We start from the raw sequence: 18,205 nt of genomic DNA on the forward strand, positions 1-18,205 counted from the left end.
AGCGGTGAGGCTGTGGGGCCTTTTTTGGGTGTTCGGCAAGGGGGCTGTTGTGCTGCGTAGATCCGGGCCCCTCACCCCAGCCCTCTCCCGAGGGAGAGGGAGCCGATTTGTGTGTTTTTTAAGACCTGAGTTCGACTCGATGTTTCAGGTCGGTGTAACTTGCAAGAACACCACGGTCAGTCCCCTCTCCCTCTGGGAGAGGGTTAGGCGGGCGGCGTTCCGATGAGGGGCTTTTCAGCCTTAGAAATCAATAGTCCCGGACAACTTCGCCACCCGCGGCTCACCCTGAGTCAGATACCCACCCTGAGCCGATTCCCAATACTTCTTGTTCGCCAGATTCTCCACACCCAGACGCACGGTCACGTCCTTCTCCGACACCTTGAACGCATAACGCGCACCCGCATCGAAGCGGTTCCAGGTCGGCAGGCTCAGATTGTTCGCCGCGTCGGCGTATTGACCGCCGGTACGCAGCATCCGCGCATTCAGCGCTACGCCTTGCAGGCCCGGCACGTCCCAATCCGCACCAGCGTTGAACTGGAAGGTCGGCACGCCGATCGCACGGTTGCCGTCATTGGCGCCGTTGAGGGTGTTCTTCAGCTCGGTGTCCATCAGGGTCAGGCCGCTGATCAGGCGCAGGCCCTGGATCGGCTCGCCGAACACGTTCATTTCCACGCCTTTGTTGACCTGCTCGCCTTCACGCACGTAGGTGCAGGTGGTGGCGCTGTCGATTTCGCAGTAACCATCGCTCGGCTGTTCGATGCGATAGACACCCAGGCTCGCGCCGTAAGTGCCCATGTCGACTTTCACACCGGCCTCGGTCTGTTTGGAACGCGCGGGCGCATAGACTTCGTTGCCGTTGGTCACCCGGAAACCGCCGGAACTGGTCGGCGAGGTAGGGCCTTGGGCCAGGCCTTCGATGTGGTTGGCGTAGAACGAAACGTGTTCCCACGGTTTGAACACCACGCCGTACACCGGCGTGGTGATCGATTCATCGTAGCTCGACTTGCGGTCGCCGCTGCCCCAGCTGGCGTAGTTGTAGCCTTGCACCACCAGTTGCTGGCGACGCAGGCCGGCGGTGACCAACAGGCGATCATCGAAGAAACCGAGGGTGTCGGAAATCGCGATACTGCGGTTGAAGGTCTTGCCGACGATGCCCGGATCATTCAAGTCGCCGCCGGCAAAGTTACCGACCGGCGACGGTGTTTGCACCGGGTGGTAGATGTTGTTGGCGTATTGGGTCAGGTCAAAATCATAGGCACTGCGCTGTTCGGCCCAGATGCCGGTCAGGCCGAAGTTGAGCTTGTGGCTGACCGGGCCGGTATTGAATTTGCCGTTGAGGCCGGCCATCACGCTGGTGTTGTCTTCATCGTGGGGGACGAACGAACCGGTGGTAAACGACGCGCCGCTGTTGCCAACCAAAGTGGTCGAGTTGTAACGCCCGACTTCGCGGGTGTGCTTGGCGCCGCCGGCCGCGTAAGCGGTCCAGTTATCGTTCAGGTCATATTCGGCGCGAAGCATGCCGAAGGTGTCTTCGATGTCGGTATAGCCCCACTTCGGCGCGTAGTTGGTATCGGCCGATGGCGCGTCCGGAATGTGCGTGGCAGTGCCGAGGTTGACCGAGCTGCGGCCACCGTTGACGCGTTCTTTCTGGTAGGCGAAGTCGCCGGAGACGCGCAGGGCGTCGCCGCGATAGTCGAGGCCGATGGCGAACAGTTTCGAGCGCTGGTTTTCGTGATCGATACCGATGTCGCCTTCACGCTGGGACAGGTTGATCCGGGCGCCGAAGCGGTTGTCTTCACCGAAACGCTGGCCGATGTCGAAGTGATGACCGATACGGCCTTCGCTGTTGATGTCGGTGGTGTAACGACGCAGCGGCACGTCGCCGGCGCATTTCGGTTGCAGATTGACGCCGCCGCCGATGCCAGAACCGGTCGGGGTCACGCCGTTGATAAAGGCGTTCGGGCCTTTGAACACTTCCACGCGCTCCAGTGCATCGGTGGAAATGATCTGCCGTGGCAGCACGCCGTACAGGCCGTTATAGGAAATGTCATCACCGTTCAGCGGCAGGCCGCGAATCATGAAGACCTGCGCCTGGTTGGAGAAACCCGAGGCCTGACGCACCGACGAATCGTTGAGCAGCACGTCGGCGACGTTTTCGGCCTGCTGATCCTGGATCAGTTGTTCGGTGTAGGACGCAGCGCTGAACGGCACGTCCATCATGTCCTGATTGCCGAGCACGCCGAGTTGACCACCACGGGCGACCTGACCACCCGCGTAAACCGGGGGCAAGGCGTTGGGCGTCGGGGCCTGAGCATTGACGTTGACGTCGTCCAGCACCAGCGCTTTGGTATCGCCTTCAGCGGCGTGAGCGGTGACAGTCAGGGAGCACAGCAGGGCGAGAAGCGTCGGGCGAAACGGGACGGCGAGTCGAGCTGAAGCGGGCATGTAGGGACCTGGAGGCACGCGGCCGGTGAGAAAAATAAGGGCGGCGCGGGAACTCCTTGCGCAAATGCGACTCCAGGTGCAAATGATAGATTTTCTCAGTAACGTTTTGCAATCAGTTTGTCATCACCTCTTCAAAACCCACATTCCTGTGTAGGAGCTGCCGCAGGCTGCGATCTTTTGATCTTGTTTTTTAAAGTCAAAAGATCGCAGCCTGCGGCAGCTCCTACACGGATTGTGTATGGTGGTTCTGGCTTATTGGACTGGATGGAGCAACATGCACAACCCTCGATTACCGATCACCCTCGCCGCACTGCTGGTGCTCGCCGGTTGCGCAGGGCAACGCAGTACCGAGCCGGTGCCGCGTGCGCCTGCCGAAGTGAAGGCTGAGATCGTGCGGCTGATGCCGGCCAAGACGGCCGATCGCCAAGGCTGGGCCACCGATATCTACGCCGCATTTGCCGCGCAGAACATCAGCCCGACCACGCAAAACCTGTGCTCGGTGCTGGCCGTTGCCGAACAGGAATCCACCTTTCAAGCCGACCCCACCGTGCCCGGCCTGGGCAAAATCGCCCGCGACGAAATCGACCGGCGCGCCGCCAAAGTGCATATCCCCAACCTGTTGGTCAGCGGCGCTCTGCAAGTACGTTCAACCAACGGCAAGACCTACAGCGAACGCCTGAATGCGGCACGCAGTGAAAAAGAACTCAGCGCGATCTTCGACGACTTCATCGGTCGTGTGCCGATGGGCCGCACGTTGTTCGGCGGCTTCAACCCGGTGCACACCGGCGGGCCGATGCAGGTCAGCATCGAATTTGCCGAGCAACACGCCAAGGATTATCCGTATCCGGTGGACGGCACGATCCGCCGTGAAGTGTTCAGCCGCCGTGGTGGCATGTACTTCGGTATCGCGCATTTGCTCGGTTATCCGGTGAGTTATCGCGAGCCGCTTTATCGCTTCGCCGATTTCAATGCCGGCTGGTACGCCAGTCGCAATGCTGCATTTCAGAATGCGGTTAGCCGCGCGTCGGGCATCCCGCTGGCGCTGGATGGCGACCTGATCCGCTACGACTCGATCATGCCCGGCGGCACGGAACTGGCGGTGCGTACCCTCGGCAAGTCTTTGGGCATGCGTAACCCGACCATTCGCGATCAGCTGGAGAAGGGTAAAACCCTGGAATTTGAAGAGACCAAACTCTATCAGCGGGTATTCGAACTAGCGGAGCAAGCGGAGGGCAAGAAGCTACCGCGTGCGGTGCTGCCGGGCATCGTGCTGCAGAGCCCGAAGATCACCCGCAAACTGACAACGGCGTGGTTCGCCAAGCGCGTGGACGAGCGCTACAAGCGCTGCATGGCCAAGGCCGGGTAAAACTCACAGACATAAAAAACCCGGCCAAGGGAGCCGGGTTTCTCTGGGTTGTTGCGCTTGAAGCCATGCATTCAGGCAACGCGGCGTTCGATCAGACGATCCGAACCACCTTCAGCAACGCGACGTTCGATCAGACGATCAGAACCACCTTCAGCAACGCGACGTTCGATCAGACGATCCGAACCACCTTCAGCAACGCGACGTTCGATCAGACGATCCGAACCACCTTCGGCAACGCGACGTTCAATCAGACGATCCGAGCCACCTTCGGCAACGCGGCGTTCGAGCAGACGATCCGAGCCACCTTCGGCAACGCGACGTTCGATCAGACGATCCGAGCCACCTTCAGCCACACGGCTTTCGATCAGTTTGTCCGAGCCACCTTCAGCGATCATGGTGTGGGCCGGGGTAGCGGCGAAAGCGTTGATAGCGAAGACCGAGAAAGCGATGCCGAGAAGAGTTTGGCGTTTCATGATGGTGTGCTCCGGGGTGTTGTTGGTTGGTATGGAGCAGATGTTACGCCCGGGATTTTTTATGAGAACTTCATTGCCGTGATGGTGAACATCGATGCCGATGATGTTTGCCAGGAGCCGCAGAGCAGAGCCTTACAACACCTTCACAGCACGCCCGATCGCCTGAATCGGCCCGGTCGGTTTGCCGATTGGCGAGCCATTGGCGCCCTCAAGTGTCAGCTCGAACAACTGATTGGGTTGCAGCGGCGGCAGCTTGTCCAGCGGCACCGACAACGCCTGCCCAGGCTTGACCAGACCCAGCGACACCGGCCCCTGCCAGCCATCAGCCTTGGTCCAGAATTCCAGCGCCTTGTCCGCCGGCACCTCAACCACACCGAGCGGAATCAACTGAATTTCCCGCGAGTTGCTCGCCTGAATCACCCAGCCCGGGGCCTTGTCCTGCGGCGCAACCAGCACCACCAGATAGCTGGGTTTCGGCGTGGTCTGGGTCAGCAGGATCGAACCCAAAATCAACGTGGCGGCCAATCCGATAGCACTCAACCCGCGCCAGAGTGGCAGCAGGTTCCACCATGAAGTCGACGGCGCTTTTGCCGTGAGTCGGTCGAGGCTGCGTTCGATGCGCGGCCACAACAGCGCAGACGCTTGCTGCGAGGGGACAAGATCAGTCAACTCCAGCAGGCGCCGCTCCCAGGCATCCACCGCTGCACGCAATTCAGGATCATTCGGCAAGCGTCGTTGCACCTCGATCCGTTGTTCAAAAGAAAGCGTGCCGAGCACATATTCGCCGGCCAGTTCATCGCGGTCTTGCGCCGATTCGCTGGTCATCCCATGCACTCCCGCAATGCGTTGAGGCTGCGTTTGATCCACGCTTTGACGGTGCCCAGCGGCGTGTCCAGGCGCGCGGCAATCTGCGCGTGGCTGTAGCCGTCGACATAGGCATGCAGGATGCAGTGGCGGCGTTGTGGCTCGAGTTGTTCGAGGCAACGATGAATGCGTGCCGAATGCGCATGGGCATCGAAGTCGTCAGCATCCCCGACTGTTTCGTGCTCAACCCCGAGCGACGTTTCACGGCCCTGATCTCGCAGCAGATTCAGCGCCAGATGCCGGGTCACGCTGAACATCCAGCCACGCGCCGAACCGCGCGCCGGATCAAACCCCGCCGCGCCGTTCCAGATCTTGATGAACGCCTCATGAACGATGTCCTCCGCCAGCGCCGTATCGCGCACCAGCCGTTTGGCCACGCCGAGCAGACGCGGGCCTTCCTGCACATACAAATCGCGCAGGGCCGCGCGCTCGCCTCGGGCACAGGCAGCGAGGCGGGCTTCGTAATCGAAAACGGATTCGGCTAAAGGCATGTCGTGCAATCTAGCTCACATTCCGCAAACATCCACACAATCCAGTTCCACCCTGTGGGAGCGAGCCTGCTCGCGAAGGCGGCGTGTCAGTCGATACATCTTTCTCTGACCCACCGCCTTCGCGAGCAGGCTCGCTCCCACCTTGGATCTCGGTAAGTCCGGAGATCAGTTCGCCGCCCAGAAAATGTAATCGGCCTGATACTTCACCACTTCCTGCTTGCCCTTGTTCGCCGCCGTGCATTCACTGCCCGGCGCTACGCCGCCCTTGAGCGCGACCCGCTGGATGTAACTCACTCCGCTCATCGCGCCTTTGCCTTCTGCGGGATTGGCCTTGACCAGTTGATAGGGCAGGTTGCCCGGGCTTGATGGCGCCACGGCCAATTGTGTGCCGGTGACTTTCGAACCGTCCTTGGCCTGCCAGGTAGCAGGTGGGCCAAAGTAGGTGCCGACCTGTTTGCCGCTGCGGTCATTGAGCACCGCTTTCGGGCCGACGAAGGTCCACTCGGTCTGCCCGGCCGCGTTGGGCTTGTCGCGGCATTCGTAGGTGATCTCACCGACGCCGGTGGTTTCCAGGGCGATCTTGTGGCCGTCCGGGACTTTGATCGCGTCGGGATAGTTGCTTTGGGCGAAGGTCGTCGAGGACAGGGCGAGCAAACCGGTGAGGCCAATCAGCTGGGTGATGTTCATCAGTGTTATCTCCGAAAAGGGTAGACCGCTGACAGCCGAAGAGGGCTGTTACAAGGACTACCCGTGACGGAGGCGTTTGGATGCAGTGCCCGACAAATAAATTTCAATGACTCACCACCATCCCTGTAGGAGTGAGCCTGCTCGCGATGGCGGTGGGTCAGGCAGCACTCATGTCACTGGGATACCGCTATCGCGAGCAGGCTCACTCCTACAGGGTTTTTTGTCGGGCTTTAGGCCGGAGGCTTTCAGGAGTTCCTGGGTGTAGGGGTGTTTGGGCGCGGCAAAGATTTCCCGCGACGAACCCTGCTCAACCACCTTGCCATCCTTGATCACCATCAAGTCATGCGCCAACGCATGCACTACCGCCAGATCATGGCTGATGAACAAATAGGTCAGTCCATGCCTGATCTGCAATTGCCGCAACAACTCCACCACCTGTTTCTGCACCGTACGATCCAGCGCCGAGGTCGGCTCATCGAGCAGAATCAGCGCCGGTTCCAGCACCAGCGCCCGGGCGATGGAAATACGCTGGCGCTGGCCACCGGAAAATTCGTGGGGATAACGATGACGGCTCTGCGGGTCGAGGCCGACTTCCTCCAATACGCGAATCACCGCCGCCTCACGCTCGGCTTCAGTGCCGATGCCATGGGTCAGCAACCCTTCGGCGATGATCTGCTGCACCGACATCCGTGGGCTGAGGCTTCCGAACGGATCCTGAAACACCACCTGAATCTGCCGGCGCAACGGCCGCATCAAGCGCTGATTGAGCAGACTGAGTTGCTTGTTGCCAAAACGGATATTGCCCTCGGATTCGACCAGTCGCAGGATCGCCTGACCCAGCGTCGACTTGCCTGAACCCGACTCGCCAACAATGCCCAAGGTCTTGCCCCGTTGCAGGGTGAAACTCACGCCGTCCACAGCTTTGATGTAATCCTGCTGGCGACTGAACAACGCCTTGGGCAGTGGAAACCACACCTTCAAATCATCGACTTCAAGCAAGTTGTGCTCGTACTCACTGGGCACCGGAGCGCCGCTGGGTTCCGCCTCGATCAACAAGCGACTGTAAGGATGCTGCGGCGCACCAAACAGCGTTTCGCAATCGGCCTGCTCGACGATCTCGCCATGGCGCATCACGCACACCCTTTGCGCAATGCGCCGCACCAGATTGAGGTCATGGCTGATCAGCAACAGCGACATGCCAAGGCGTTGCTGCAACTCGATCAGCAGCTCAAGAATCTTCTGCTGCACCGTGACATCCAGCGCCGTGGTCGGCTCATCGGCGATCAACAGTTCCGGCTCGTTGGCCAGCGCCATGGCAATCATCACCCGTTGCCGCTGCCCGCCGGAGAGTTGATGTGGATAGGCTTTCAAGCGCTGCAAAGGCTGACGAATGCCGACGAGTTCCAGCAGCTCCAACGTCCGCTCACGTGCCGCGCGCCCCTTCAAACCTTTGTGAATCTCCAGCACTTCGCTCACCTGCTTTTCCACCGTGTGCAACGGATTGAGCGAAGTCATCGGTTCCTGAAAAATCATCGCAATGCGGTTGCCACGCAAGCTGCGCATCTGCTGCTCGCTGGCGTGCAATAAGTCCACGCCGTTATAGCGGATCGCGCCGCTGCTGCTGACGTTCTTGCCCGGCAACAAACGCAGAATCGAATGCGCCGTCACCGACTTGCCCGAGCCGGATTCACCGACCAGTGCCAGGCATTCGCCACGGCGAATATCCAGGTTCAATCCGTGCACCACTTCTTGTCCGGCGAATGCGACGCGCAGATCGCGAATTTCAATCAGGTTGTCGTTCATGTCAGCTCCGGGGATCAAATGCATCACGGCAAGCCTCACCGATGAAAACCAGCAAAGACAAAATCAGCGCCAGGGCAAAAAACGCCGTCAGCCCCAGCCACGGCGCTTGCAGATTGCGCTTGGCCTGACCGATCAGCTCGCCCAGCGATGCAGTACCCGCCGGCATACCGAAACCAAGAAAATCCAGTGCAGTCAGCGTCGCAATCGCGCCGGTCAGAATGAACGGCAGGTAGGTGAGGGTGGAGGTCATCGCGTTGGGCAGAATGTGCCGACACATCAGTTCGTTGTCGGTCAGGCCCAGTGCCCGCGCGGCTTTGACGTATTCCAGATTGCGCCCACGCAGAAACTCGGCGCGCACCACATCGACCAATGCCAGCCAGGAAAACAGCGCCATGATCCCCAGCAACCACCAGAAACTCGGCGAGACGAAGCCGGACAGAATGATCAGCAGGTACAGCACCGGCAACCCCGACCAGATCTCCAGCAGCCGTTGCCCGAGCAAATCGACCCAACCGCCGTAATAACCCTGCAACGCCCCGGCAACGATGCCGATCAATGCACTGATACCCGTAAGGATCAGCGCAAACAGTATCGAAATCCGCGTGCCGAAAATCACCCGCGCCAACACGTCGCGCGCCTGATCATCGGTGCCCAGCCAATTGCTCGATGACGGCGGACTCGGCGCCGGTTCGCTGAGGTCGTAGTTGACCGTGTCGTAGCTGAACGGTATCGGCGGAAACAGCATCCAGCCGCCCTGATCCTCGATCAGTTTGTGCACGTAACCGCTGGCGTAATCGGGCTGAAACGGCAACTCGCCGCCGAAGTCGGTTTCCAGATAATCGCTGAGGATCGGAAAGTAAAAGGCGTCGTGGTAACGGATCACCAGCGGCTTGTCGTTGGCGATCAACTCACCGCCGAGACAAATCAGGCACAGGCCGATAAACAGCCACAGCGACCAGCGCCCGCGCCGGTTGGCCTTGAACTGCGCAACGCGACGTTGACCAAGAGGAGAAAGAGTGAACATCAGGCAGTCCTCGCCGAGAAGTCGATGCGCGGGTCGAGCAGGGTGTAGCAGAGGTCGCCGATCAGCTTGATCAGCAAACCGAAGAGGGTGAACAGGAACAACGCACCGAACACCACCGGATAGTCGCGCGACACCGCCGCTTCGTAGCTCATGCGCCCCAAACCATCGAGGTTGAAGATGGTTTCGATCAGCAGGGAGCCGGCGAAAAACACCTCGATCAGCGCCGACGGCACACCGGCCACCACCAACAACATGGCGTTGCGAAACACATGGCCGTAGAGCACGCGCCTCTCGGTCAGACCCTTGGCCCGCGCGGTGATCACGTACTGGCGGCTGATCTCGTTGAGAAAGCTGTTCTTGGTCAGGATCGTTAGCGTGGCAAAGCCGCCGATCACCAGCGCCGTCACCGGCAACACGAGGTGCCAGAGGTAGTCGCCGACCTTGCCCATCGTGCTGAGGCTGTCGAAGTTATCCGAGACCAGCCCCTGCACCGGAAACCAGTTGACGTAGCTGCCACCGGCAAACACCACGATCAACAGAATCGCGAAGAGGAACGCCGGCATCGCGTAGCCGATGATGATCGCCGTGCTGCTCCAGACATCGAAGGCGCTGCCGTTCTTGATCGCTTTGCGAATGCCCAGGGGAATCGAAATCAGGTAAGTGATCAACGTCGCCCACAAGCCCAGCGACAGCGACACCGGCAACTTCTGCACGATCAGATCGGTGACCTTGGCGCCGCGAAAGAAACTGCTGCCCAGATCCAGCTGCGCGTAGTTTTTCAACATCAGCCACAGGCGTTCGTGCATGGGTTTGTCGAAGCCGTAATGGTGTTTGATCTCCTCGATCAGCGCCGGGTCGAGGCCACGGCTGCTGCGCCCGGCACCGCCAATCGCGGCAACCTCGCCACCGCCGCCCATGCTGTGCCCGCCGAAGCCTTGCAGGCGGGCAATGGCTTGCTCCACCGGGCCACCCGGCGCGGCCTGCACAATCAGAAAATTCACCACCAGAATGCACAGCAACGTGGGGATGATCAGCAGCAAACGTCGACTCAGATAACGCAGCATGTCACTGGCCCCCCGCGAGTTGAGAGTGCATCTGCTGGGTGGTCAGCGCCTTGGCCGATACCTCCCACCAGGTGTTGAGGCCTTCGTCATACGCCGGTTGCACGGGTGGCATGCCGAAGCGGTTCTGATACACCGTCGGTGTGCCTTTGGAGTAGTAGTTGGGAATCATGTAGTAACCCCATTGCAGCACCCGATCGAGGGCGCGGGCGTAATGCACCATGGCTTCGCGGGTGTTGGCCTGGACCAGCCCGTCGATCAGTTGATCGACCGCCGGATTGGCCAGCACCATCGAGTTCGAACTGCCGACTTGCGTGGCGCTTTGCGAGGCGTACAGGCTGTACAACTCGCGGCCGGGAGAGACGATCGGATCGCCGCTGCGCGGGAAAGCGACGACGATCATGTCGTAGTCGCGGGCGTTGAGGCGGTTGATGTATTGCGCCGAATCGATCCGGCGCAGATTGAGGGTGATGCCGATCTGCGCGAGGGTGCGTTTGAACGGCAGCAACATGCGATCGAAGCCGCCCTGACCGTCGAGGAAAGTGAACTCCAGCGGCTCACCCGCAGCGTTGACCAGACGATTGTGTTGCGGCGTCCAGCCAGCTTCGGCGAGCAGCTTCAGCGCTTGCAATTGTTTGTCGCGGATGTAGCCACTGCCATCGGTTTTCGGTGCCTCATACACGGTCGTGAAAACTTCGTCGGGAATCTGTCCGCGCAGTGGTTCGAGGATCTTCAGTTCCTCGGCATCGGGCAGGGCGGTGGCGGCCATTTCGCTCTTCGGCCAGAAGCTGTTCTGGCGCACGTAGAAGCCGCGCATCATCTGTTTGTTGGTCCACTCGAAATCCCACAGCAGGCTGATCGCCTGACGCACGCGGCGATCCTTGAAGAACGGGTTCTGCAGGTTGAACACGAAGCCTTGGGCGGCGGTCGGTTTTTCCGGGGCCAGAATCGACTGCTGCAAGCGACCGTCACGCAGTGCCGGGCTGTCGTAGCCGACCACGTAACCGGACGAGGAGAACTCGCGGTTGTAGTCGAACGCGCCGGCCTGCAGCAGCTGTCGGGCAACGTCGGTGTCGCCGTAGAAATTCACCGTGAGATTGTCGAAGTTGTACATGCCGCGACTGACCGGCAGGTCCTTGCCCCACCAGTCCGGGTCGCGCTGAAAACTGATGCTGCGCCCGGCGTCGACCTTGCTCACCCGGTACGGGCCGCTGCCCAGCGGTGGCTCGAAACCACCGCCATTGGCGAAGTCGCGGGTTTTCCACCAGTGTTCGGGGACCACACGCATGGTCGCCAGATCCAGTGCGAGGGTGCGGTTGAGATTGTTCTTGAAGGTGAAGCGCACCTGCCGCGGGCCTTCGATCAGCACGTCCTGCACATCGGCGTATTGCTGGCGATAACTCAAGCTGCCCTTGGTCATCAGCAGGTTGAAGGTGTAACGCACGTCTTCAGCGGTGATCGGCGTACCGTCGGCGAAGCGTGCTTTTGGATTGAGGGTGAAGCGCACCCACAAGCCATCCGGATCGCGCTCGATCTGTTGCGCGACCAACGCGTAAACGGTGTACGGCTCGTCGAGCGAGCGGAACGCCAATGGCGAGTACACCCAGTCGTTGACCTGCACCACGGAAATGCCCTGATCGGCGTACGGGCTGATGTAGTTGTACTGGCCGATTTCCATCGACGCGCGACTGAGTGAACCACCCTTGGGCGCCTTGGGATCAACGAAATCAAAGTGCTGGAAGTTCGCCGGATACTTCGGCGCCTCGCCGTACACCGTCAGCGCATAGCTGCCGCCGGCCAGCGCCGAGGTGCCGGTGCACAGCAGCGCACTGCCCAGAAGCAGGCCCGCCATGTTGCGCAAAAAACTCATGCAATCACTCCTCAATTCCTGAATGCACACAGATCAAAACTGTAGGAGTGAGCCTGCTCGCGATGAGGCCAAGTCAGACCCTGCAAGGTTGACTGAAAAAACGCTATCGCGAGCAGGCTCACTCCTACAGGAGTTGCGGTGCTCTTGGTTAGAAGTGGTAAGTCATGCGCGCAAACAAGGTACGCCCCAGCGGATCGGTATAGCGCGGGTCATAGCCGCTCTGGAAGTTATAAGCCTGGTTGGAGAACGGCGGGTTGCGGTCGAACACGTTCTTCATCCCGGCATCGACATCCAGCACCTTGTTGAAGGTGTAGCCGGCCGACAGGTCCCAGACCGAATACGACGCCACGCGCGCGTGGGTGTCGCGGTCGTAGTCGTTGTAACCCGTGGTGAAGCGGTTGGTCAGCGCCGCCCGCGCCGCGCCGAAGGTCCAGCTGCCGGTGAGGTTGTGCTTCCAGCGCGCGATCACGCCGTCACCCTGAAAGTCGCCGACCTTGTCGGTGAATGGGCCTTTGATGGTGCTCTGGAAGTCGTACTCGTCAACGTAAGTGCCTTGCAGGCCCAGACCGAACTGACCGTAAGGCGTGTTCGGGAAGCGATAGTCGAGCGACACGTCGACACCGTTGGTTTCGACGATGCCGAGGTTGGCGTTGCCGGTGACGATGTAGTTGAGCGTGCCATCGGCATTGCGCACGAAGCGGTCCGGGTAGGAACCGGCCTGATCAAACACGGTGGACTCCGGGAACGGCTGGATCTGGTTGGAGATGTGAATCCACCAGAAATCCAGACCTACTGACAGGTTGTTGATCGGCTGATAGACGAAGCCGAGGGTCACGTTGCGTGCCTTCTCCGGGGCCAGGTCTTCGTTGCCGCCAATCTGGTTGAGGAACTGCTGACCGCAATCGCGGCCGCCGTTGCCGCCCGGTTGCACCACACCGCCGGTACATAGCACCGGGTCGTTGTAGTAGCCCTGAGTGAAGGTGATGCTGCGCGGCGAATACAGCTCGTACAGCGACGGCGCACGGAAACCTTCGCTATAGGCGCCACGTACCACCAGCTCTTTCAATGGCTGATAACGGAACGAATATTTCGGGTTGGTGGTGCTGCCGAAGTCGCTGTATTTGTCGTGACGCACGGCGGCGGACAGTTCGAGGCTGTCGAGCACCGGCACGTTGATTTCCGCATACGCAGCTTTGACGCTGCGGTCGCCTTCGACGCTGCCGGCCGGGTCGATGCCGAGGCTCTGGATGTCGCCGGCGAACGACTCGAAGTCCTGATGGAATTTCTCCTTGCGGTACTCGCCACCCAGCGCCAGACCGGACGGGCCGGCACCGAACCAGTCGCCGATTTCACGACTGATACGACCATCGAAACCGGCTACACGGCCCACAGCAGTCGAATAGGCGCCGTGATATGCCGCGTTGTCGATGTACTGCTGACCAGCGGCCGACTGCGGGCCGAACGGGTTGAGCAAACCGCTGGCCAGACCGTCGATCATTGCCTGATCGCTGACATAGCCACTGGTGACGCTGGAGACGATTTTGTTCTGGTTGTACGAGGCCCCGACGTTGTAATCCCAACCGCCGACCAGACCATCGAAACTGAGCAGGAAGCGCTGGCTGGTATTCTGGTCTTTCGATTCACGCGGGCCGGCAGCGGTTTCGCGCCAGTTCACATCGACCGGTTGCGTCGGGTCGAGGGCGAAATCGGTCGGCGCCGGGGTGATGCCGTTGCCGGGGTAGTAGGGTGACGAGGAATCGAGACTCAGCCCGGTCAGCGGCGCAGGGCCGACGGCGACGGCGTTGTTGTTGCGCGACCAGAAGTATTCGAGGTTGACGTTGTGATCGTCGCCGAGCTTGCCGGTGGTCTTGCCGAAGAAAGAGGTCTTCTCGGTCTGCGGCACCAGGTCGATGAATTCACGGGTACTGAAGCGGCACAAACCGTCGCGGGCGATCAGGTTGGGGCCGTTGCAATTGCTGTTGGCCAACGGGTTGGTGGCGTTGCCGTTCTGGCTGTAGTTACCGGGGAACGCGGTGCCGGAGGTCTGATCGAGGCCGCGACCGGGGGCGTAGTCGGTGGCGAACGAGCGGTCGTTGGCGTCGAGGTTCTGCTGCTTGTTGTAGTTGAACACGCCGAGCACGTTGAAGCGGTCCTCTTCTAGGTCGCCGTAGCCCCAACTGGCGCTCATGTCTTTGGTTTGGCCGCCGCCGCTGTGGGTCGGGGTTTCGCCGCCGAGGGTCAACTGGCCGTCGGTCAGGGATTTCTTGGTGATGAAGTTGATCACACCGCCGATGGCGTCGGTGCCGTACAGGGCCGAGGCGCCGTCACGCAGCACTTCCACGCGTTCGATGGCGGCAAACGGAATCATGTTCAGATCCACCGCGCCGCCGGCCGAGTTGGTGCCCGACAAGGCATTGTTGGCCAGGCGTCGACCGTTGAGCAGCACCAGCGTCTTGTTCGCGCCGATACCGCGCATGTCAGCGAACGAGGCGCCGCCAGTGGCTGCGCCCACGGAGCCTGCGCTGTTGTTGATCGACTGGCTGCCAGTGATGCGCTGGACCAGTTCGGCGGTGGTGGTCACGCCCTGTTTGCGCAGCTCATCGGCCTTGAGAATGGTGATCGGCACCGCCGTTTCCGCATCGACCCGGCGAATCGCCGAACCGGTCACTTCCACCCGTTGCAGTTGCGTGGTCGGCGCAACCACCGCTGCAGCCGCCGGGACGCCAGCGTTGTCGTCCTCGGCCGCCTGCACAGTCCCGGCGCCCATCCCCATGGCCACCAGATACAACGGAACAAAACGGTGGCGAGAAATCGTGGCCACCAAGGGTTTGAGCGTGAAGCGTGGAGTGTTCATCAGCATGGTTATTTCCGACTTTTTAGACGTTATCGAATTGGCCTTGTGAGCCCCTCATTGCTCCGCTATCGGTGATACCGCGTGCGGAAAACCACTTTCTTCAAGCAAGCCGATCCCCTCCGAAGACGCGTGGCGTTTTTTCGGTCGGCTGATTGCGACAGGATTCAGCGGGCGGTGGCGGGCGCGTTTTTCACTGCGCGCCCGCCACCGCACTCAGTGGGTGGTCATCACCGATATTTTGGTAATGCCCGAGCGTTCGATCGACGCCATGGCTTTCGCCACCTGGCCGTAATTGACGGCGGAGTCGGCCTGCAACTGCACGCGGACTTCGGCGTCCTTGGCCTTGACCTCCTTGAGGCTGGCTTCCAGTGATTCCGGGGCCAACTCGGTCTTGGCCAGATAGAACTTGCCGTCCTGATCGACGCTGACCACCACCGGGTCTTTCTTTTCGGCGGGGGCGACGGCGTCGGTTTTCGGCAGGTTGACCTTGATCGCGTTGGTCATCAGCGGCGCGGTGACGATAAACACCACCAGCAGCACGAGCATCACGTCGACCAGTGGCGTGACGTTCATTTCGCTGAGCACTTCATCGCTGTCTTGCGTAGAAAAAGACATCAGCTGGCCTCCCGCACGGCGGCAGTGGTTTTGCTGGCGATGGCCTGACGGCTGATGGAAAACGCACTGCGCGAGGCGAGGGCGTCGAAGTCGTGGGCGAAGTCATCCATGTCTGCCGAGGCGAGCTTCAAGCGGCGCAGGAAAAAGTTGTAAATCAGCACCGCTGGCACGGCGACAGCAATGCCGACGCCGGTGGCGATCAGCGCGTGACCGATCGGCCCAGCCACTGCTTCAAGGCTGGCCGAACCGGTTTCGCCGATGCTTTTCAGCGCCTCCATGATTCCCCACACGGTGCCGAACAAACCAATGAACGGCGCGGTGCTGCCGATACTGGCGAGAATTGCCTGGCCGTTTTCCAGTGAGCGGCGTTCCTTCTGGATCTGCTGGCGCAGGTTGCGTTCCAGACGATCCGAACGGTTGATGGTGTGCGCCAGTTGCTGGGTGGTGCGCGGCGAATCTTCCACCAGCAGCGCCTCGAAACCGCTGCTGGCGATGCGCGCCAGAGCGCCCGGATACTGGCTGGCGTGTTCGGCGGCGGTGAGCAGATCCGGCGCGCCCCAGAAGGCCTTGGTGAATTGTTTGTTCTGCGCTTTCTGCCGCAGGTACTGCGCCGACTTGACCAGCAGGATCGCCCAGCTGACCACGGAAAACAGCACCAGACCCCAGAGCACGCCGGGGACAATCATCGAAGACAAATCGTTCATGGTGACACCTCGCTTGCGTTATTCGGTTGTGCGTTGATTGAGCGTTCGGTTATTGCGGCAATTTGAAATCGATGGTCTGGGTGGCGAAGCCGTCGATCGGCGTGTCACCGCGTTTGGCCGGAATAAATTTCCAGTTCTTCACGGCAGCAACAGCAGCGTCATCCAGTTGCGGCTTGCCGCTGGATTTGGTCACCGTCACCGAGCCTGCACGACCATTGGCGAGCACCTGAATGCGCAGCACCACGCTGCCTTCCCAGTTGCGTCGCAGGGCCAGCGACGGGTATTCCGGCGGCGGGTTGCCGAGGCTGGCGAGACCGGAAATCGCTGCCGACTCCTTGACCGGACCCGGCGCGGCGGCAGGGGCCGGCGGTGCGCTCGGGGTGGCCGGGGCAGCGGGTGCAGCCGGTTGTGCCGGGGCCGGTGGAGCTTTCGGCGGCTCGACCTTTTTCACCGGTTTCGGCTTCTCGACCGGTTTTGGTTTTTCGATCGGCTTGGGTTTCTCCACCGGTTTCGGCGGCGGCTTGACCGCGTCCTCGTCTTCCACCGGTTGTTCAGGTTCCGGCGGTGGTGGCGGAGGAGGCGGGGGTGGTGGTTCCGGCGTCGGCGGTGCCGGTGGCGTCGGGCTGGTCAGCTCGACGGTCATTTCCGGAATCTGCGGGGGCGTTGGCAATGGCTCTGTTTTGGATTGCTGGAGAAACCACCAGGCGCCGCCATGTATCAGCGCCGACACAGCCACCAGCAAGACCATCTGCTGTTTATTCAGCCCGCCAGGTTGCGAGGTATTGGCTTTAAACGCCGGCCTGCCCGGTGGCGGCGGGACTGGCGCTTCCCGCAACGGCCCCGGCAGGGTTCTGTGCTTTACCGCATCGTTCATTAAAGCTCCCTCGGGTTGATGAAGGGCAATAAGGTGCCGTCCGAACATCCGGGGGATGTTCGAGTGGGTGGGTGCAACTTTCTTCAAGGTGAGCAGAAGCCGATAGTTAGTTGAACTATCCGGTTAACAAGGCTTGTGCAAACTTACTGGCTTAGCGTCATCGACTTCGAGTGTTCATTGGCCATTCCCTGGTTGTTCTTCTATTGCGTGAGCGCACTGTCGGTGTCTCATGCTTGTTACATATAGCAACGGTTGTGCCAGATATTGCCGAAATGTAGAACGCTTATTTCCTGAGTGTTACCCATGTCGCATTTATATAAGTTTTGCCATCGCCGTGGTTTTTCTCCGGCGCACGGATTCCCGTTACTCCGGTTAAGGGAGCTTTTTCAGAGACGAGTCAGGCTCTACGCGCTATCACGCTGATCGGCGGGATAGAGCGGCGGCGTGGCTGGCGGCCGGGGCACTTGCTGGTGCGCGGCGGACTGATTTGGTGCGGGCCAATGTTTTAGCGGGTCACGGCGTATGTTCCTTGTTGTTGTTTAAATGAAATCAATGTTTGCTGTGCTGTTTGGTCCAAGTCGCTGGTGCTGTTTTGGTGCGCTTGTAAAATCGCTGGAAGTTATTGTTCGACAATCCTGCCTGTGTTCATTTAATACATTGGTTGTGCAATAACTTTGTGAGTTGTATTTAAAAAATAAATAGCACGCCATTGCCGGCGAATAAGTCATTGCCGATCACAGGGCGCGGTCGTGGAGTCAGGTAATAAAGTAAAGGCGTTGGTCGCCGGGACTGTTCGAATGAACTCGGCGTTGTGCACAAAGAGGCAAGCAGAGGTTGATGCGGCAGAGCGTTTGAAGATTCACGCGGTGAACTCCTTGTTGCCAGCTCGGATACGCGAACTTTTGGTTCGGTATCGCACCTTACAAGAACGCGGATAGCGTTCGATGATTGCTCTTGGTGCGGGATGGGCACCGCCAGCGCTGTTTTGCGAGGTTTGAATTCGCAAGTCGCGAGTGCATGGGAAAACCGTGCCAAAACCGATACACAGACAGATTATTTCTACACCCGCGCTAC

The 18,205-nt window shown here is 60.2% G+C and carries 14 protein-coding genes; 1 reads left to right on the forward strand and 13 read right to left on the reverse strand.

Features of this window, described 5'->3' with window-relative positions; translation table 11 throughout:
• Window positions 1-240 precede the first annotated feature (240 nt).
• Complete coding sequence (locus tag CKW17_RS19860) at window positions 241-2,445, reverse strand: TonB-dependent siderophore receptor (RefSeq protein WP_095121145.1); 2,205 nt, start codon at window positions 2,443-2,445, stop codon at window positions 241-243.
• 274 nt (window positions 2,446-2,719) lie between these two features.
• Here CKW17_RS19860 and CKW17_RS19865 point away from each other — a divergent pair, with 274 nt between their 5' ends.
• On the forward strand, window positions 2,720-3,811 hold the full coding sequence (locus tag CKW17_RS19865; RefSeq protein ID WP_095121146.1) for a DUF1615 domain-containing protein: 1,092 nt from the start codon (window positions 2,720-2,722) through the stop codon (window positions 3,809-3,811).
• A 71-nt stretch (window positions 3,812-3,882) separates the two neighbouring features.
• Here CKW17_RS19865 and CKW17_RS19870 read toward each other — a convergent pair whose 3' ends face one another.
• The 12 genes from CKW17_RS19870 to CKW17_RS19925 all read right to left on the reverse strand — a co-directional run bounded on the left by CKW17_RS19870 (window position 3,883) and on the right by CKW17_RS19925 (window position 17,131).
• On the reverse strand, window positions 3,883-4,284 hold the full coding sequence (locus CKW17_RS19870; protein ID WP_095121147.1) for a hypothetical protein: 402 nt from the start codon (window positions 4,282-4,284) through the stop codon (window positions 3,883-3,885).
• A 132-nt stretch (window positions 4,285-4,416) separates the two neighbouring features.
• On the reverse strand, window positions 4,417-5,109 hold the full coding sequence (locus CKW17_RS19875; RefSeq protein ID WP_095121148.1) for an anti-sigma factor domain-containing protein: 693 nt from the start codon (window positions 5,107-5,109) through the stop codon (window positions 4,417-4,419).
• Window positions 5,106-5,639, reverse strand: a complete 534-nt coding sequence (locus tag CKW17_RS19880) for a sigma-70 family RNA polymerase sigma factor (protein ID WP_095121149.1) — start codon at window positions 5,637-5,639, stop codon at window positions 5,106-5,108. The genes CKW17_RS19875 and CKW17_RS19880 overlap by 4 nt, the downstream gene beginning before the upstream one ends.
• A gap of 165 nt (window positions 5,640-5,804) precedes the next feature.
• Window positions 5,805-6,326 (reverse strand): DUF3455 domain-containing protein, encoded by a 522-nt coding sequence (locus CKW17_RS19885; RefSeq protein WP_003223564.1) that lies wholly within the window; start codon window positions 6,324-6,326, stop codon window positions 5,805-5,807.
• Window positions 6,327-6,494: 168 nt separating this feature from the next.
• Complete coding sequence (locus tag CKW17_RS19890; protein ID WP_095121150.1) at window positions 6,495-8,129, reverse strand: ABC transporter ATP-binding protein; 1,635 nt, start codon at window positions 8,127-8,129, stop codon at window positions 6,495-6,497.
• Window position 8,130: 1 nt separating this feature from the next.
• Window positions 8,131-9,153 carry an ABC transporter permease gene (locus CKW17_RS19895; protein WP_095121151.1) on the reverse strand — a complete coding sequence of 341 codons (1,023 nt, stop codon included), beginning with the start codon at window positions 9,151-9,153 and terminating at the stop codon, window positions 8,131-8,133.
• The gene (locus CKW17_RS19900) at window positions 9,153-10,217 is read right to left on the reverse strand and encodes a microcin C ABC transporter permease YejB (RefSeq protein WP_095121152.1); all 1,065 of its coding nucleotides are present in this window, start codon (window positions 10,215-10,217) and stop codon (window positions 9,153-9,155) included. The genes CKW17_RS19895 and CKW17_RS19900 overlap by 1 nt, the downstream gene beginning before the upstream one ends.
• Before the next feature lies 1 nt (window position 10,218).
• Window positions 10,219-12,084, reverse strand: a complete 1,866-nt coding sequence (locus CKW17_RS19905) for an extracellular solute-binding protein (RefSeq protein WP_095121153.1) — start codon at window positions 12,082-12,084, stop codon at window positions 10,219-10,221.
• Between the two features lie 148 nt (window positions 12,085-12,232).
• Window positions 12,233-14,944 (reverse strand): TonB-dependent receptor, encoded by a 2,712-nt coding sequence (locus CKW17_RS19910; protein ID WP_176470098.1) that lies wholly within the window; start codon window positions 14,942-14,944, stop codon window positions 12,233-12,235.
• A 207-nt stretch (window positions 14,945-15,151) separates the two neighbouring features.
• Window positions 15,152-15,553: a biopolymer transporter ExbD gene (locus CKW17_RS19915; protein ID WP_007918272.1), complete on the reverse strand. Its 402-nt coding sequence runs from the start codon at window positions 15,551-15,553 to the stop codon at window positions 15,152-15,154.
• The gene (locus CKW17_RS19920) at window positions 15,553-16,239 is read right to left on the reverse strand and encodes a MotA/TolQ/ExbB proton channel family protein (RefSeq protein WP_371044186.1); all 687 of its coding nucleotides are present in this window, start codon (window positions 16,237-16,239) and stop codon (window positions 15,553-15,555) included. The genes CKW17_RS19915 and CKW17_RS19920 overlap by 1 nt, the downstream gene beginning before the upstream one ends.
• 67 nt (window positions 16,240-16,306) lie before the next feature.
• Window positions 16,307-17,131 (reverse strand): energy transducer TonB, encoded by an 825-nt coding sequence (locus tag CKW17_RS19925; protein WP_095121154.1) that lies wholly within the window; start codon window positions 17,129-17,131, stop codon window positions 16,307-16,309.
• Between the last annotated feature and the right edge of the window lie 1,074 nt (window positions 17,132-18,205).

Origin of the sequence: Pseudomonas sp. Irchel s3f10 (assembly GCF_900187515.1) — a bacterium.
Taxonomy (GTDB): Bacteria; Pseudomonadota; Gammaproteobacteria; order Pseudomonadales; family Pseudomonadaceae; genus Aquipseudomonas; species Aquipseudomonas tensinigenes.

Bases quoted from the DNA above. Each gene is read 5' to 3' on its own strand.
- CKW17_RS19860 (WP_095121145.1), bottom strand. From the start codon at position 2,445: ATGCCCGCTTCAGCTCGACTCGCCGTCCCGTTTCGCCCGACGCTTCTC.
- CKW17_RS19865 (WP_095121146.1), top strand. From the start codon at position 2,720: ATGCACAACCCTCGATTACCGATCACCCTCGCCGCACTGCTGGTGCTC.
- CKW17_RS19870 (WP_095121147.1), bottom strand. From the start codon at position 4,284: ATGAAACGCCAAACTCTTCTCGGCATCGCTTTCTCGGTCTTCGCTATC.
- CKW17_RS19875 (WP_095121148.1), bottom strand. From the start codon at position 5,109: ATGACCAGCGAATCGGCGCAAGACCGCGATGAACTGGCCGGCGAATAT.
- CKW17_RS19880 (WP_095121149.1), bottom strand. From the start codon at position 5,639: ATGCCTTTAGCCGAATCCGTTTTCGATTACGAAGCCCGCCTCGCTGCC.
- CKW17_RS19885 (WP_003223564.1), bottom strand. From the start codon at position 6,326: ATGAACATCACCCAGCTGATTGGCCTCACCGGTTTGCTCGCCCTGTCC.
- CKW17_RS19890 (WP_095121150.1), bottom strand. From the start codon at position 8,129: ATGAACGACAACCTGATTGAAATTCGCGATCTGCGCGTCGCATTCGCC.
- CKW17_RS19895 (WP_095121151.1), bottom strand. From the start codon at position 9,153: ATGTTCACTCTTTCTCCTCTTGGTCAACGTCGCGTTGCGCAGTTCAAG.
- CKW17_RS19900 (WP_095121152.1), bottom strand. From the start codon at position 10,217: ATGCTGCGTTATCTGAGTCGACGTTTGCTGCTGATCATCCCCACGTTG.
- CKW17_RS19905 (WP_095121153.1), bottom strand. From the start codon at position 12,084: ATGAGTTTTTTGCGCAACATGGCGGGCCTGCTTCTGGGCAGTGCGCTG.
- CKW17_RS19910 (WP_176470098.1), bottom strand. From the start codon at position 14,944: ATGCTGATGAACACTCCACGCTTCACGCTCAAACCCTTGGTGGCCACG.
- CKW17_RS19915 (WP_007918272.1), bottom strand. From the start codon at position 15,553: ATGTCTTTTTCTACGCAAGACAGCGATGAAGTGCTCAGCGAAATGAAC.
- CKW17_RS19920 (WP_371044186.1), bottom strand. From the start codon at position 16,239: ATGATTGTCCCCGGCGTGCTCTGGGGTCTGGTGCTGTTTTCCGTGGTC.
- CKW17_RS19925 (WP_095121154.1), bottom strand. From the start codon at position 17,131: ATGAACGATGCGGTAAAGCACAGAACCCTGCCGGGGCCGTTGCGGGAA.